The organism is Methylotuvimicrobium buryatense (assembly GCF_005931095.1).
GTDB classification, from domain to species: Bacteria; Pseudomonadota; Gammaproteobacteria; order Methylococcales; family Methylomonadaceae; genus Methylotuvimicrobium; species Methylotuvimicrobium buryatense.
The window spans coordinates 4,408,776-4,424,145 of record NZ_CP035467.1; the positions used below are offsets into that span (position 1 = coordinate 4,408,776).

Consider the following 15,370-nt stretch of genomic DNA (forward strand, 5'->3'; position numbering starts at 1 on the left):
GAACCATGGACGGCTTAACTTATCGACTCGGACTTTTCCGTTCACCCTTCGACAAGCTCAGGGCGAACGGAAAAGTCCTTAACTTAATGGCAGTGCCTGCTAGGGATATGCTGGTTTTTGGGCTTTAGCTGAAGAAACTTGCTAATCAGGTAACAATTTATAGCAAGAGCGCTCGCCTACTGTTGGAAACCAAAAAAATAAAATCCCCACCCCAACCAGCTCAGAACCAATAATAACCAAGGCAACCAATGTTGCCGATAAACGATACGTTCAACAGTAGTCTGATTTTCAGACCCGGAAGAATCCGATTGTTGATCGGAAACTTTCTTGAGCTTCCGGCTCAACTCTCTCGCCTTTTCCTTTTGCTGCTTTTTATAAAGATCGATACCTTTTTCAATACCCTGGGCGATCAGTTTGGTTTGTTCTTTGGTTTGTGCCGGACGCTGTGTTGCCTTGGCGATTTTCAGCGCCTCCGCTTGAGTTTCCGGCGACGGTTTTTGCTTAATGTTTTTGGCCATTTTCTGTTTTCCTTGTTTATAGGATTAAGCGCCAGGTGTAGGCTGTAAGGGATAAGCGACAGCCTTAACTTGCGATTAAGAAGTATTACGGTGAATCATGACTCGAGCCGACTCAACAAAAAAACTCTTACGTCTTTATCCCGTCCCATCCCAGGAAATAGCCATCAATGGCTTGTATTTAGCGCATAGAGCTCATGAATTAGGCCGTCCGGGATTACCCTTCGTCTATGCTAACTTTCTTTCCAGCTTAGACGGGCGTATCGCTCTTGAAGATATTGATAAAGGCCTTTCTTTTATACCGAAGCATTTAACGACGGATTCCGATTTCAGTTTATTCATGGAGTTGCATGCACAAGCCGACTGTCTGATAACACATGGCGGCTACATGCGCGCATTGGGCGAAAAACGATTAGGCAATATTTTGCAGGTCACGGACAAAGATCTGCTCGAATGGCGACGCATCAACGGTTTACCCGAGCAACCTGCAATCGTTATTGCTAGCGCCAGCTTGAACTTTCCCATCCATAGCAGTCTGCTGGAAACAAAACAAACAGTTTATATCGCCACCGGAAGAAATGCATCGCCCGAACGCATTCGCTTTTGGCAAGCACAAGGATTTCCAGTGTTATCGGCCGGCACCGACAGGATGGTCGAAGGCACGCCTTTACTCAATATATTGGCAAGCCTTGGGCTCAAAAGTATTTATCTGATTGCCGGCCCGAAAATGCTTGATACCGTAGTTCGGGACAAACAATTATCGAGGCTGTATTTGACGCTCACCCATCAATTGATGGGTGGCAATGATTTTCGTACCTTACTGACCGGTTCCGCATTAGGACAAGTAGGAAATCTAAAACTCGAATCGCTATTCCTGGAATTGGGCTCTCCCGCCGGCGCAGGTCAGTTTTTCGCCCAATTCAGTCTGCCCTGTTGCTTTGTAACAGGAAAGTAAATTTGTTGCTAGCCGGAGTACGCGCCAAGCAACGATCCGGCGCCTCAACCCAATAGCCTACTCCGATAATCTATCTTTAATACGCTGGTAAGTAGATTTCAATTCTTCGCCGATCACTTCCGCCTTTTCGATCAATCCTTCCTTACTCCCGCTGGCTTCCTTGCTAATTTTGTTCAGCTCGGCTAAAAAATGATCTCTTTGCTTTTCGGCCCGATCCCATTCCTGCTTGGATTCCAAGCTTGCCAAATGGAGTTGAACCTTAACCTCGTCCCTTAATTGCTCCAAACCCTCGGCAAATTTATTTAATTCTTGTAGTAAGCCCATAATAACCTCTTTAAATTACTTGGTTAATCAATTACATCAGTCGATCAAAATTTGACTATACCCCGACTCTTAAGATCAATCCAATCTAATCGCGCTTTAGGTCATGGCTTTCTTCGGTCGTCATCTATCAACCTTAAAAGAGCTGTTGACATGTGTTGTAGACCGTTCGTGCTGAGCTAAGTCGAAGCATGAAGGGTCTACAACACTTTCACCGGCTTGGTGAGGCCTCAAACTGCTCTTTTTAGGATCAAAGCCCGCCGCGACTCAACACGCCTAATACGTCAATCACGCGCGAACAATAGGCCAATTCATTATCGTGCATCAACGAAAGCCCCAAGTGCCGAGCGCTATTCAGCGACAAATGGTTCATTACCAAAACCGCCGAATACGGTAGCCCTAGATAATCGATACTGGCTTTTTCATGACCCCAGGCTCCGTAGTCACAATGAATTATCCCTGCCATATCGGTCCGGGCATGATGTTCGAACAACTCCATGCACTCTTCGCGCGACGTATCCCTCGATAAATTGGCGGTCAGATCGATAACCGAAACGATTGCGGTGGGAATTCGATACGAAATCGACTCGAGCTTACCCTGGAGTGCCGGTAGCACCAACGCAGCCGAATGGGCGACATTGGTTTTGGTCGGCAAAATCGACACCGCACTGGATCTACCGAGATGAGAAGTCGCATGATAACCGTCGAGCACACGCTGATCGGATAGAGCGGGATGAATCGTAATGATTCTCGCGTAATCGATGCCGATATGTTTTTCCAAAATCGAAAACAACGGTACTAACGCATTGCCGGTACAAGTACTCGCCGAAATGACATGATGCCGAGCCGGGTCGTATTGATTGTCGTTGACGCCATAGACCATACTCAAATCACAACCGGATATATTGGTGGTACAAACGACTTTTTTTGCGACTTTATGCTTGATGATCGAGCGCAAATCTTCGATAGTGGCGGTACCGGTCGCATCGAATAATACATCGAGTTCGTACTTACGCAGATGCCCGAAGCTGTCTTCCTCCGGCGAAGCACGGCGCCTATCGACTCGTTGGTAATGTATCGTCTTACCGGCCACGATTAAGTTATTGCCGTCGCAATCGAGGCTGAAGGGAGGATTGCCGTAAGTACTATCGTGCGACAATAAATAAGCGACCTGATCCACCGACATCACGTCGCACATGACTTGGATATCGAAACGCCCGGAGGCTAGTTCGGCGTAATTTGCCCGCAACATGCCGCGACCGATTCGACCGAGACCGACAATGCCAACCCGTAAACTCATTTTATCCCCCTTTGTTCTTATTATTATGATGTTTACCGGACTTGGATTATAAACACATACTCCAAGGCTCTCAATTGGAAGCCGATGAAAGCGCACCCATTAGCCATATCCATATAACGTAGCGCTTAAACGATCAATTCGATACCGAAGGCTCTGTCGCATCGGCAATGACCACTTGGTTGCGCCCGCTCTGTTTGGCTTGATAGAGCGCGACATCGGCTCTTTTCATTATCGAATCCGGAGACTTATCGTCATCGCGCAATTGAGTCACGCCGCAACTAACCGTAAACGAAAGGGCTTTATTGCCGGATTCGATTGTTGTGCGGGCAATTTGCAGGCATAAGCGGTTCGCGATTTGCGCGGCTTCGGCCAATGGAGTTTCCGGCAACAAGATCGTAAACTCCTCCCCGCCGAATCGGCTGAAAATATCGTTTTTCCGAAGCATTGTCGTACTGACTTTAACCATTTCTATGATCACTTTATCGCCGATATCGTGCCCATGGTTATCATTAATGCTTTTGAAACAATCTATGTCGAATACCATCAAAATGCTGGGATGCCGATATCTTTGCACGCGTTCGAGCTCTTTCTTGAGCGCGTCCAAAAAATAACGCCGATTATATGCGCCGGTTAGCGGGTCGCTCATTGCTAATTGCGTCAAGCGGGTATTGGCTTCTTTCAATGCCGTCGTCAATCGTTGCAATTTTAATTGATGCCTTACCCTTGCCTTGACTACGGCCGAAGCAAAGGGCTTGGTAATGTAATCGACAGCACCGAGATTCAAACCTTTTTCCTCGGTTTCGGCATCGGGTATGCCTGTAATAAAGATAATCGGAATATCCGCTGTGGTCTGGGATTGCTTTAAATGCTCCAATACTTCGAAACCGTTGAGTCCCGGCATCGAAATATCCAGCAAAATCAAATCGGGCAAACGCGTGCCTGCTATTTTCAAGCCTTCTTCTCCGCTTAGGGCAAAAATAATATTGGCTTGCGATTTCAATAGCCTTGAAAGTACGACGATATTTTCCTTGGCATCGTCGATAATCAGTATCGTTTGCATGGTATCGGGCTCGGTCATGGTGTTATACCTTTTTAGGAGACTATGTTCGCGTTAGCAGTTGTAACGTTTCTCTTTGCTACTAAATAAACCATTTAGGAAATAGTCTATGATTGCTTTCCAAAACACTGAGCGTGGAAGAGGGTACGATTACTCGCTTGACAGGACGCCGTAAATACATCCATGTAGGCTTGACGGCGGCTTTCCCTGCCGCCGACACCTGTCAATCGAGCAACCGTACCCTCCTTTCAACCATTAGCGCGAACATAACCTTTTAGGATTCGGCTGCTCAGGATTGTGAATGCGTCATTAGCGTTAAACTTAAATCGACGTACGTAAACGGTCCCTCAATTCTTTAACGCAATCGGCAGCCACGGCAAATTCAAGATCCATCAAATAATTTTTTATTATTGCCAATTCTTGAGCATATCCGCCGCCCATCCGGAGCTCCAGCTCCTCTAAACAATCTTCTGCCTGCCAATTATTCGCTTCCAGAAAATCGATCAAACGCCCGCACAATGTCACGGTTTCATTGACAACCTCGGTTGTCATTTCCGAACAATTCCGTGACTCTTCGACGAGACCTGGAGTAGCGCTTAGCTGTCGCCAACCGTCCATTTCCTCGACAAATCGATTCATTTCGTAAGCAAAATTAGAGAGTGCTTCAGCAACCATCGACGCGTCCGACTGCCGCAACTCAGATTCTAATTGAGCGGCGGTCTCGAAGACTTTCAAAATATGGAGATTGCCGGCAACGCCTTTAATAAGATGCGCTTTATCGGCTGCATTTTCCGGTTTTTCTTCGACTAACATCCCCGCGATCGAATCCGCTGCGCTACCCTGTTCGTCTGCGAATTTAAGCAAGAGTTTGAGTAATAGAGACTCGTCGTCCTGCAATAAACGCAAGGCAGATTGGACATTAACGGTCTCAAGAGAAGCCAGTGCAGGCAAGCATTGACTCGACTCCATTGTCGGCGCCTGGTTTTCAGGCAATACGGGGGACTCATGATCCCCGCTCAATACTGTCCATCGGGCCAATTTTGAAAATAATTGTTCGGGATCGATCGGCTTACCGATGTGATCTTGCATACCGGTCGCCAAACATTGTTGCCGGTCCGATTCAATCGTATGCGCCGTCATCGCTATAATGGGCAACTTATCGAAACGCGAATCCTTACGCAGAATCGTCGTCGCTTCATAACCGTCCATTTCCGGCATCTGCAAATCCATCAGCACGGCATTATATATCGGCTCGTCGGCAGTTTGCCGAAGCAGGTTTACCGCTTCCAATCCATTGTTGACAATATCAACGACAACACCGGCGCTTTCCAAAGTTTTGCGCACAACCTCCTGATTGATTTCGTTGTCTTCGACAATCAATACTCGAATCCCTCGTACCGCTGCTTCGAAAAATAGTGCGTTTGCCGTATCGTGACGGTTTTTAAGGTTTTCAATCAATGCCTCCTTACCGCAAGCATTTAAGATCGCATCCATCAGACAAGACGGCGTACTCGGCTTATTCATCAGCGTAATATTGGCGAATTGTCCCGATACTTTCTTGATACTCTCGGCTTCGAGCGACGAAACATTGATGATGATCGGTGTCTTTTTCCCGAACGCACTCGTTTCCAAAGCTTTAAGAATATCCGCCTTATCGGCGTCACTCATTTTCCAATCCAGCAAAACCAATTCCAGCGTGGACTGCTCGGAATCTTGGTGTTCCCGCAATATGTCCTGTAATTTCATTTTTCCGAGAGAACACAGAGTCACATTAAAGCGCAAATCGCGCAGCATCGTTTCGAATATCCCGCATGCTGTTTCATTTTCGCAGATCAACAATACATGCCAACCTTCCAATTCGGCCGGCATATGATCGACTGACTGACTATCGGGAACGACATTCAACGGCAGTGTAAAATAAAACTCGCTTCCGGCGCCTTCGGCACTGACGACACCGAGTTCTCCGCCCATCATTTCGACCAAGTGTTTACTGATCGTCAAACCTAAGCCTGTCCCGCCGAAATGGCGTGTCGTCGAACTATCGGCTTGCGTAAATGATTCGAAAATCCGGCTTTTTTGCTTTTCGGACAAGCCGATTCCGGTATCCCTGACGCTAAAGCGCAATTGATCGTCTCCTTCGGTTTTGACCGAAATAACGACTTCGCCTTGTTCGGTAAACTTTATGGCATTGCTGCACAAATTGGTCAGCACTTGAATCAAGCGTAACGAATCGCCGATCATGCATAATGGCACCCCCAGCCCGCGGTCGATCAACAAATCCAAATGTTTCTCAGCCGCGACCGGTTCTAACATCGAGCCGATATTTTCCAATACCGCATCCAAATTGAATTCGACATGCTCGACATCGAGCTTACCCGACTCGATTTTAGAAAAGTCCAAAATATTATTAATAATGCCGAGCAGATTTTCCGAAGATAGCTGAACTTTGTGCAAATAATCCCGCTGCACATCATTCAGTTCCGACTTAAGCACCAGACGATTTAGACCGATGATCGCATTCAGCGGCGTCCGGATTTCATGGCTCATATTGGCCAAAAATTCGGCTTTCGCTTTTGCCGAGACTTCCGCAGCCAATTTAGCCTTGGCCAATTCTTCCTCGGATCGCTTGCGGGCAGTCACATCCATGACCAAGCCTTCCCAAATAATATCGCCGTTATCCTGTAAATGCGGCCTGGAAGCGGCATGAAACCATTTCCATTCGCCGTTGGCCGTCATCTGGCGTGCTTCGAAATTCCAAGGAGATAAATGAATCGCGGAATCCAGAACGCTACTTTGAAATCCGGGCAGATCGTCCGGATGTATCGTGTGTACAATGGGCGTAGCGTCATTGGCGACAGCGGCAGGCTCGACGCCGAATATTTCCTTACAGCCTCGGCTTGCATAAGGAAATGAAAAAACACCCTCCGGCGTCATCCTAAATTTATAAATGAATCCAGGTACATTGGACGCCAATCGCTCGTAGCTGGCATTTTGAGCCTCCAACTGACGCGCTATTTTGATTTGCTCGGTTATGTCGACAAAACTGACCAAATATCTAGCTAAACCTTGCCCGTGAGCTTGCAAGGGTGCCGATGTCATACGCACATGCAGCGACTTTCCGGCTAGATTTTCAAATTCGCATTCGGTTTCGGACCTTTTCTTTCTTAACACATCCCAAACCCTGGTTAAATGCGACTTTGCCGGCGATATGATTTCAAGAAGAGGAACATCAACCAGATCCGCCTCTGCACCGCCGACCAACTTACATAACGCCGGATTGGCAAAACGAATCACGCCCAAATCATCCAGCAAGCAAACACTTTCCCCCAAACATTGCAAAACACTTAACACATCGCTTTGTGCTAATGTAGCGTTATTGCTTTGCTCTAAGTATTTGGGCCACAGATGAAATGCCACAAAACTCAATCCGGAAACTTCGACGCATGACACCGACGCGGTATATTCCATACGGATTCCTTTGCTATGCCGCCAAGACAAAGGAAAAATTGGAAGATAGCGATCATTTTCGATAAGCGGCCACCACTCTTCCCGCCATTTATCAACATCGAGCGACGGAATTAAACGATCCAATGACATACCGCTCAATTCGTCATCGGCGTAACCGAAAGTCTGTAAAAAGCGCTCATTGGCATAGCCGATAGCCCCTGAGGCGTCGACCCATAAATTAGCAACGGGTGCTTGCTCAAAGGCGGCTAATTTAGCGGCCAATTTGGGCAACTGGCTCCAAACCGGTTTGTGAACAGGCATTTGCAACAATTACTCCACTGAATAAAAGTAATCGTTTAGCCCCCCCCTGTTCCTATCACGCCAAAACCGGCATAGGCAAACGAGGGACGGGTTGGTTTTTACGGCGTTCGGCCAGTGTTTGAGCAATAAACTCCCAAGGATTCAGGTCTCTCAAACGCGCGGTATCAATCACGCTCGCCAGCAAGGCAACCACGCGACTGCCTTGTGCCGTCCGCGAACCGAAGGTGATTTTGCGCAGCAATACCCAGTGCCGCAAACTGCGTTCCGCCACGTTGTTGGTCAATGGATGCGCCGGCGTTTCGACCACGCGCACGATGGCCTCCCAATCGTTGAGAAATTCGCCGGCTAATTGTCGGCTGTCAACATGCGCGATGTCTCGGTGCGTCTCGCAGAGCGAGCGCAGCAAGGTCAGCAACTGTTGATTCTGCGCCCATAAGGATTCGGCATCCGGCGGCGATTCGCGGAGTCGGTGGATGTTGCGCATCAACAGGATCATGGCCAATAACAAGGCTTCGCCGAAAGCTTGTCCTTCGCTATCCAGGCACTGATACAGTGCTCGGGCCTTGCGCACCAAGTGCGCCCAACAGCGCAAGCGCCTAGGAAAGATGCGATAGACGCTGTAGCCGTCGGTCATCAGTAAGCCGCAAAACGCTTCCCCTAAGAGCTGGTTCACGACGAGACGATGGCGTTTGCCCACTTGATAAATCACCGTCTGTGCGCTGACAAAGACCCAGAGCCAAAATAACTGCCCGGCTTCTTTCCAGGGTGTTTCATCGATATGTAAGAGGCCGGCGGCCTTGAGTTCCGCGATCAACTGCTCGTCGACGACCGGCGCAACGGCACGTCCCGCTTCATGAATGCATTGATTGATGGTGCTGGTGCTGAGGTAGATTCCCAGCCAATCGCGCAAATAGGCTTGGATTCTGCTGCGCGATGCCCGTAGGGACAATGAGAGATAAACCAAAAAGCTAACCAACCGAGGGCCGCACAGATGCCATTCGCTCAGGGCTACGCTCCAGCCATCTTCGTCGGCGCCTCGCCCGGGCTCGGCGCGGGTTTGATGACCGCAGGGACAGGTCGCCGAGAAGTAGTCATGTCGGCTATGTTCGATTTGTAATTTCGGCGATTCGGCGTTGCCGATTTCAAGCTCCAGTTCGAACCGGGCGTTCCAGGGTCGGTAGTCGGTGTTGTCGGCAAACGATTGCCTACACGCGGCGCAGCAATCCGGGCGATGCTCAATTGTCCGTGTCACCGGTAAGGTCAGGTTGCGGCTATAGCCTGGGCTACCGACTTGGCGCCCGGCTTTTTTAGGCTTTCCGCTATCACCGGTCGCCGCCGGAGGTGTTGCCGAGTCCTGGCTAGGTAAGTCATCTGACGAAGACTCAGACGAATCCAGTGCCGACAAGTCGTCCGTTGCCGGCGCTTCTTCCGACGGTTCGGCGCTGGATTGATTCGATTGCCAAGGCTCCCGGGATGACGGCGGACGCGAACTCGTATCCGGGGATTGTTTGAGTCGTTCTCGGGCTTCTTTGAGATCCGCCAACAGTTGCTTACTCAATGGACGCAACTCACCCTCCGGCAAATCATCCAGATAGTCCGTGTCCATTTGGCTAAGGTCTCGGTCGCTCAACGTCATGTCCTATAGCTTTTCATGTTTTAACGGGAGATGCTACTTTTTTAGTGATGGGGGGCTAAACGATTACGAATAAAAAGACAAAGAAACACTGATGACGCTAATTGGTAACATATCGGATTTTTTAACCACTTAGGAATACAGCCAATTGTCCGAGCAGTGGCCAGTCGTAGCCACTTCTGCGGGACGGGTTATTTAACCCGTCCCCAACGTTTCGGTTTGATCTAAACATTTCTGCTAACTTCGGCCAAAGTCAAAACGTTTAGGACGGGGTTGCAAACCCCGTCCTGCTAGAGGTCAATCGAGCCACCAACCCCCCTTCCAAAACAGTTGTCTAAGTTATTTCATGCTCGTTCCTAAGGAACATCTGTCGGATCCGAATTAGCCGTGTTCTATTGTTACCGATAGGCGCTAAAAAAATCCTCGTTATCCGGCCTCATCTTGAATACGACCGGCAGTCTGAACTGCATCCATGCTAGCGAAATACCCCATGACGATACTGCAACGATCAAGGTCGCTTTAAATGCCGCCCATCCCGAAACCAAACCGATCGGCACCGACGCCATCAGTCCAAACATCGCAATGATCAAGAACAATAAACCAATACCGATATTCGCGAATAATTTACGTCGCCATTGCCGCAATAGACTTAAAAAGTCTTCATCGATTCCCGGAGCGCGCACCCATGTCGAAGCATCGGCCGGCACGAAAAACGGCTTTCGACTATAACCGTCCTGCCAACTGTCGATCAATAACTCGCTGGCCTCATGCATACGGTTAACGGTCAAACCGCCAAGATACTTGAATCGTTTGAATACCTTCTCTCGCATGATCAAATAGCCGCGAAAAGATTTTGCAGCGACTTTATATATCGGCCACCGCCAAAACTTACGCGTTTCCTTGATTAGCGTTTCATCTAAAATGAAGGATGCATGCTCCATCCCTAGTTGATTGATGATCATCGCAGCCGAGAGCCGGTGCGCTAATCCCGGTAGATGAGGCATGTAATCGCCAAGAAAGCCCATCAGCGCGTCGGTCAGAACGACTCCCTCATCGGAAGGTCCTGCTTGCCTCTGCTGTATCGTCTCATAAAGAGCTAGCGCCTCATCCCATTTATCGGTCAATAACGTCTGATCGACGCCCATGATGTAGCCGATCAAACGCCATAAATGCAGAAAGGCCTCTTTTTGCTCAAGGCTAAGCGGTAACCCCCAGGTTTCAAGCCCCCTCGGGATGACCAATCCGAAGGTCAGCAAGGTATAGGCTAAATCCTCTTGATTGACCGGGACGCCGTATCGTTCGGTGTCCCATGGCGATTTTCGGTGACTCATGGTTTCGGCCAACGACTGAGGATTCTCTTTATTGCCCCAGGCCCGGCAGGCTCCTGGCTGAGTCAGCATGAAACGCATTGAAGCATGTAAAAAACGGACTTTTTTGGCGGCAATATAGCCTTTGCCCCATAAATAACGCTTAGGTTTACCGCGTAATTTCTCGATTTCCGCCCGGATTAATGCGGGATCGATCGGTGTTTTCGAATTTCCGGCCGTCCGGCAACAGCATCGTCCCTGTCGCTGCCACTGTCCCTCGCTATCCAGTTTTTGTAAAACTTCCAGGAGGAATCGATCGTCCTCGAATTCGGCATCCTCGACAATTTTGATACCGCCCTGATCCATCGTCGCGGCCAGCATCAACCCTGTTTCATAGATTCGTTGAAATATATATTTTTTCTCGCGCAGCTTTTCGGTTTGGTAGAGCGCCGGAATACCGTTTTTCATCAAATAACACGCCGGCAGACTAGCGGCATATAATGTGATGAGGGTGATCAACGTATTCTCCTGCCATAGCTTGGCGCCCATAGACAGCTTAGCCGAGTCGACCCAATCGGGCACCTCCATCGGATCGTAGTAATCTGCCAATGGCTTCGGCATCGATTTCAACTGGCGGCTCAACCGCGAATCCTCGATAACCGCCAATTCCGGCGCTTCCATCAATTTATCGGCAAGTAACAACAGCGCATTATAAGCGAACCGGCCGGACGATTCTCCCTGCTGGTCCGGCAACACTTCGGCGACTAAGCGGTCGACATCCGGATCGCCAATTTGTCGGTAGGCATCCAAATCGATCGATGGCCATTTCTGCATAAGCATCATCTTCCCCCACATATATCGGAATTATTGTTTTTGTTAATAAAAAGATGAATCGGTATCGAATACCGGACCGAAACGATGCCGGCTGAAATACCCTCACTCAACCGACTCAATCATAGTCTATGATTGAAATGTTGACATAAAAGGGATATCCATCCGGCAGCATCATTTCGTCGGCGCATCCGATCCGGAAACGTTGACGATTCTCAACAAAACTTTGTTGTCGTTGTTCAATGCGAAACCGGCGATATCGGCCGAAGGAGTTGTGGACGGGTTTATCGTTTGGGAGTACGACAGTCCGCCGCGTGGCGATTCGTTACATCCCGAAGAGGGGTTGGCTTAGGTAGGATCAGAGCAACTCAATCGCTGATACGATTGCAGCAATTCCCAATTTGGGGATCAAAAGGGTATGGAGTTTGCTTGGCGAGGATGTCGGCAGCAGGGCAGATTTTTGCTCCATGCAAAATCTGCATTCACGCCATCCTTGGCGTTCGAGCTGCCGCCAAGCCCCCATGGATGGGTTTACGGCGTTCCTCGACAGGCATACCCCACACCCTAAGATCGGCGAAAATGCTCAAACTGGGAATTGCTGGATACGATTGTGCTCAAATATCCTTCCTCTTATAATGCGATTTCGTTGTCCCGTGTTTTTTCCGGGTATTGGCCCTCGCCAAACACACTCCACACCCTTGTTGGCTTCTAAATTGGGAATTGCTGGAATCGTAGTATAAGAAAATGAGACTACTATGCACCTTGATAAATTTATCCTTGAAAATCTTGAAATTATTCTGCAGGAATGGGAAGATTTCGCCGCAAAGTACCTTTCTGACGCGGAAGGCATGAATAAGGATCAGTTGCGTGATCACCTCCGTGAAATGCTGCTCACGATTGCCGCTGATCTGGCGCGCTACCAGTCTGAGAAGGATCAAAGCCTAAAGGCAAAGGGTCTAGAAATCCCTAAAGATTCCCCAACACCAGCAACGACGCATGGATCAGAACGTTTAGCGGATGGTTTCAGCCTGAATTCCACAGTGGCCGAATATCGTGCCCTTCGTGCCAGTGTGATCAGGCTCTGGATGAAAAACAATTCCACGAAGTTTAATTCAGAAACAGACCTTGACGATCTGGTCCGCTTCAACGAAGCCATTGATCAGGCTATCACGGAAGCAGTGGTCAGTTACTCTGCAGAAAAAGATTACGACTCCCGCATGTTCGAGACAATACTGGCGTCTGCCCCCGACCTAATCTTTAGCTTCAATCTTGAGGGCAGGTTTATTTATGCGAATAAACAGCTGAAGGATTTATTCGGTCTTTCGATGGAGGAAATGGTAGGAAAAAATTATTACGATCTGGATTTGCCGATTGCGGCAGAACTACACGGACAAATTGAACAGGTCATCCGTTCCAAAGAGTCCGTTAGCAGAGAAGCGCCCTATACACCCTTCTCGGGGAAACTTGTATGGCATGACTATGTGTTTACACCTGTGTTCAACAATGAAGGTGATGTAGAGTCAGTGGTCTGTATAGGGCACGACGTTACCGAACGCAGAGCTTCAGAACACGATAACTGGACTAAGGCCAACTACGATAGCTTAACCGGACTGCCCAATCGAAGCCTTTTTACCAATCGACTGGAAGAATATGTAAAACATTCCCACCGTGCCGGTTCGTCGATTGCATTGCTGTTTATCGATTTGGATTATTTCAAGGAAATCAATGACCGATACGGCCACGAGGTTGGCGACAGTTTGTTAAAGCATGCGGCAGAACGCATTCATTCTTGTGTTCGGGAAAGCGATACCGCTGCACGCCTTGGGGGCGATGAATTTATCGTTATATTGGCAAACTTGCAAGATCCGAGGCACGTCGAAAGCGTCGCAGAAAAAATCCAGCAGCGGCTGGCAGAACCTTTTCAACTCGGCAACCATACCCTACAAATCTCGGCCAGTATTGGCGTTTCGCTTTCCCTGCAGGATACGACCTCTGCCAACGAGTTGGTTAATCATGCGGATGCGGCAATGTATGCCTCGAAAAACAATGGGCGCAATCAGGTCAGTTTTTACTCACCCGTTCTGACACACTGAAAATTAACTTTGATCAGAGTAAAATTATATTCAACCAGCAACTCTCAATTTGGGGATCCCTATTCTCAGTGTTGTAAAGCATCCCCGGTGGATGAATCGCTGTAGAAGGGCTTTTCGTGCAAGGTTGCAAACTATTCCGGTCCGATCGAAAAACGCGCTGATCAAAGGTGTAAAATGCGGTCGGAGAGAAGGACGGCAGCAATGCGCGCTGCCGTCTTATAATCAAGCTGAACGCCCTATAGAGTGACGTCTTTCGTGCTATAAAGCGATCGATTATGTCGGCGTAACCAATGTCTGGGCGGAACGCATGAATGAAATCGGCGCATCGTTTTCGTCATCAAAGGTCACCATTTCCCAAGCATCACGATCTTTCAGCAAAGCGCGTAACAGCTTGTTATTCAATCCGTGTCCGGATTTATAACCAACGAACTCGCCGATTAGACTGTGTCCTAGCAAATACAGATCTCCGATCGCATCGAGAATTTTGTGTTTAACGAATTCATCGGCATAGCGCAGGCCGTCTTCATTAAGAATTTTGTCGTCGTCGACCACGATGGCATTGTCGAGACTGCCGCCCAAAGCCAAGTTATTTTGCCTGAGCATATCGATATCTTTCATAAATCCGAAAGTTCTGGCTCGACTGACTTCCTTGACGAAAGTGGTCGATGAAAAGTCCATCACTGCCGTTTTCAAATGATCTTTGAAAGCGGGATGTTCGAAATCGATCGTAAACGTTACTTTAAAACCGTTGAAAGGCTCGAAAGCCGCCCATTTATCGTCTTCTTCGACCCGAATCGGCCGCTTGATACGAATATATTGTTTCGGGCTGTCTTGTTCTTCGACGCCGGCGGATTGCAATAAGAAGACGAAGGGGCCTGCGCTGCCGTCCATGATGGGTACCTCAGCTGCGCTGAGGTCTATGATGGCGTTGTCGATGCCGAGCCCTGCGAATGCCGATAGTAGGTGTTCTATCGTGGATATTTTGATTTTATCTTGTACGAGAGTAGTCGACAGAGTCGTTTCGCCGACGTTTTCAGGCGTGGCATTGATCGTGATCGGCTCTTCCAAATCCACTCTACGAAACCGAATGCCCGTGTTCGGTTCTGCCGGGCGTAAAGTCAAATAAACCTTATCCCCGGTGTGCAGACCGACACCCGTCGCCCGAATAGTATTTTTTAACGTACGCTGTTTTATCATAATCAGTAATGCCAAATAAATGGGGCAAAGCGCCGAATTTTAACACAAATTGATACCCTTCTAAGCAATAAAGCTAGGCATACTCAGGGTAACCGCATTAAAAAACAATATATCAATATGTTACCCTGTTACCTAAACCGTTTAGTCAATTTGGTTTGACTTATGGTGCCCTCCCTGGACCCCGTTAGGCCGCACCGAGCACTGACGATTTTGCCGAGAATAGCCCTCCTAGAGGAACGGCCTCCGGGTGTCTGCTGACTCACGCCATCCGGGCGCTCGCAGTTCTGCGGGACGGGTTATTTAACCCGTCCCCAACGATTCCGGTTTAGCTCTAAACATTTCGGCTTACTTCGGCAAAAGTCTAAACGTTTAGGACGGGGTTGCAAACCTCGT

Annotated in this window: 11 protein-coding genes; 3 read left to right on the forward strand and 8 right to left on the reverse strand. The window is 48.6% G+C overall.

From position 1 onward, the window contains the following. Window positions 1-176: 176 nt before the first annotated feature. Window positions 177-518, reverse strand: a complete 342-nt coding sequence (locus EQU24_RS19625) for a DUF2956 domain-containing protein (protein ID WP_014146957.1) — start codon at window positions 516-518, stop codon at window positions 177-179. Window positions 519-615: 97 nt separating this feature from the next. Between EQU24_RS19625 and EQU24_RS19630 the strand changes: the two genes are divergently transcribed. After that, window positions 616-1,470, forward strand: coding sequence for a RibD family protein (locus EQU24_RS19630; RefSeq protein ID WP_026130308.1), 855 nt, complete (start codon window positions 616-618; stop codon window positions 1,468-1,470). Between the two features lie 57 nt (window positions 1,471-1,527). Here EQU24_RS19630 and EQU24_RS19635 read toward each other — a convergent pair whose 3' ends face one another. From EQU24_RS19635 to EQU24_RS19660, 6 genes are all read right to left on the reverse strand, one after another. Further along, the gene (locus tag EQU24_RS19635) at window positions 1,528-1,794 is read right to left on the reverse strand and encodes a hypothetical protein (protein WP_014146955.1); all 267 of its coding nucleotides are present in this window, start codon (window positions 1,792-1,794) and stop codon (window positions 1,528-1,530) included. Window positions 1,795-2,041: 247 nt separating this feature from the next. Continuing rightward, window positions 2,042-3,091, reverse strand: coding sequence for a type I glyceraldehyde-3-phosphate dehydrogenase (locus EQU24_RS19640; protein WP_017841928.1), 1,050 nt, complete (start codon window positions 3,089-3,091; stop codon window positions 2,042-2,044). Between the two features lie 133 nt (window positions 3,092-3,224). After that, window positions 3,225-4,169 carry a GGDEF domain-containing response regulator gene (locus EQU24_RS19645; protein ID WP_017841927.1) on the reverse strand — a complete coding sequence of 315 codons (945 nt, stop codon included), beginning with the start codon at window positions 4,167-4,169 and terminating at the stop codon, window positions 3,225-3,227. Between the two features lie 300 nt (window positions 4,170-4,469). Next, window positions 4,470-7,916 (reverse strand): PAS domain-containing hybrid sensor histidine kinase/response regulator, encoded by a 3,447-nt coding sequence (locus EQU24_RS19650; RefSeq protein ID WP_017841926.1) that lies wholly within the window; start codon window positions 7,914-7,916, stop codon window positions 4,470-4,472. 55 nt (window positions 7,917-7,971) lie between these two features. Beyond that, window positions 7,972-9,552, reverse strand: a complete 1,581-nt coding sequence (gene tnpC, locus EQU24_RS19655; protein ID WP_040575330.1) for an IS66 family transposase — start codon at window positions 9,550-9,552, stop codon at window positions 7,972-7,974. 395 nt (window positions 9,553-9,947) lie between these two features. Further along, window positions 9,948-11,690 (reverse strand): oxygenase MpaB family protein, encoded by a 1,743-nt coding sequence (locus tag EQU24_RS19660; protein WP_040575343.1) that lies wholly within the window; start codon window positions 11,688-11,690, stop codon window positions 9,948-9,950. A 202-nt stretch (window positions 11,691-11,892) separates the two neighbouring features. On the opposite strand from EQU24_RS19660, the gene EQU24_RS22585 reads away from it, so the two are divergent. Beyond that, window positions 11,893-12,039, forward strand: coding sequence for a hypothetical protein (locus tag EQU24_RS22585; RefSeq protein WP_017841924.1), 147 nt, complete (start codon window positions 11,893-11,895; stop codon window positions 12,037-12,039). 403 nt (window positions 12,040-12,442) lie between these two features. Then, window positions 12,443-13,780 carry a GGDEF domain-containing protein gene (locus tag EQU24_RS19670; protein ID WP_017841923.1) on the forward strand — a complete coding sequence of 446 codons (1,338 nt, stop codon included), beginning with the start codon at window positions 12,443-12,445 and terminating at the stop codon, window positions 13,778-13,780. Between the two features lie 273 nt (window positions 13,781-14,053). Here EQU24_RS19670 and lpxC read toward each other — a convergent pair whose 3' ends face one another. Beyond that, a complete protein-coding gene (lpxC, locus tag EQU24_RS19675) occupies window positions 14,054-14,977 on the reverse strand; it encodes a UDP-3-O-acyl-N-acetylglucosamine deacetylase (protein ID WP_017841922.1) in 924 nt (307 codons plus the stop codon). Between the last annotated feature and the right edge of the window lie 393 nt (window positions 14,978-15,370).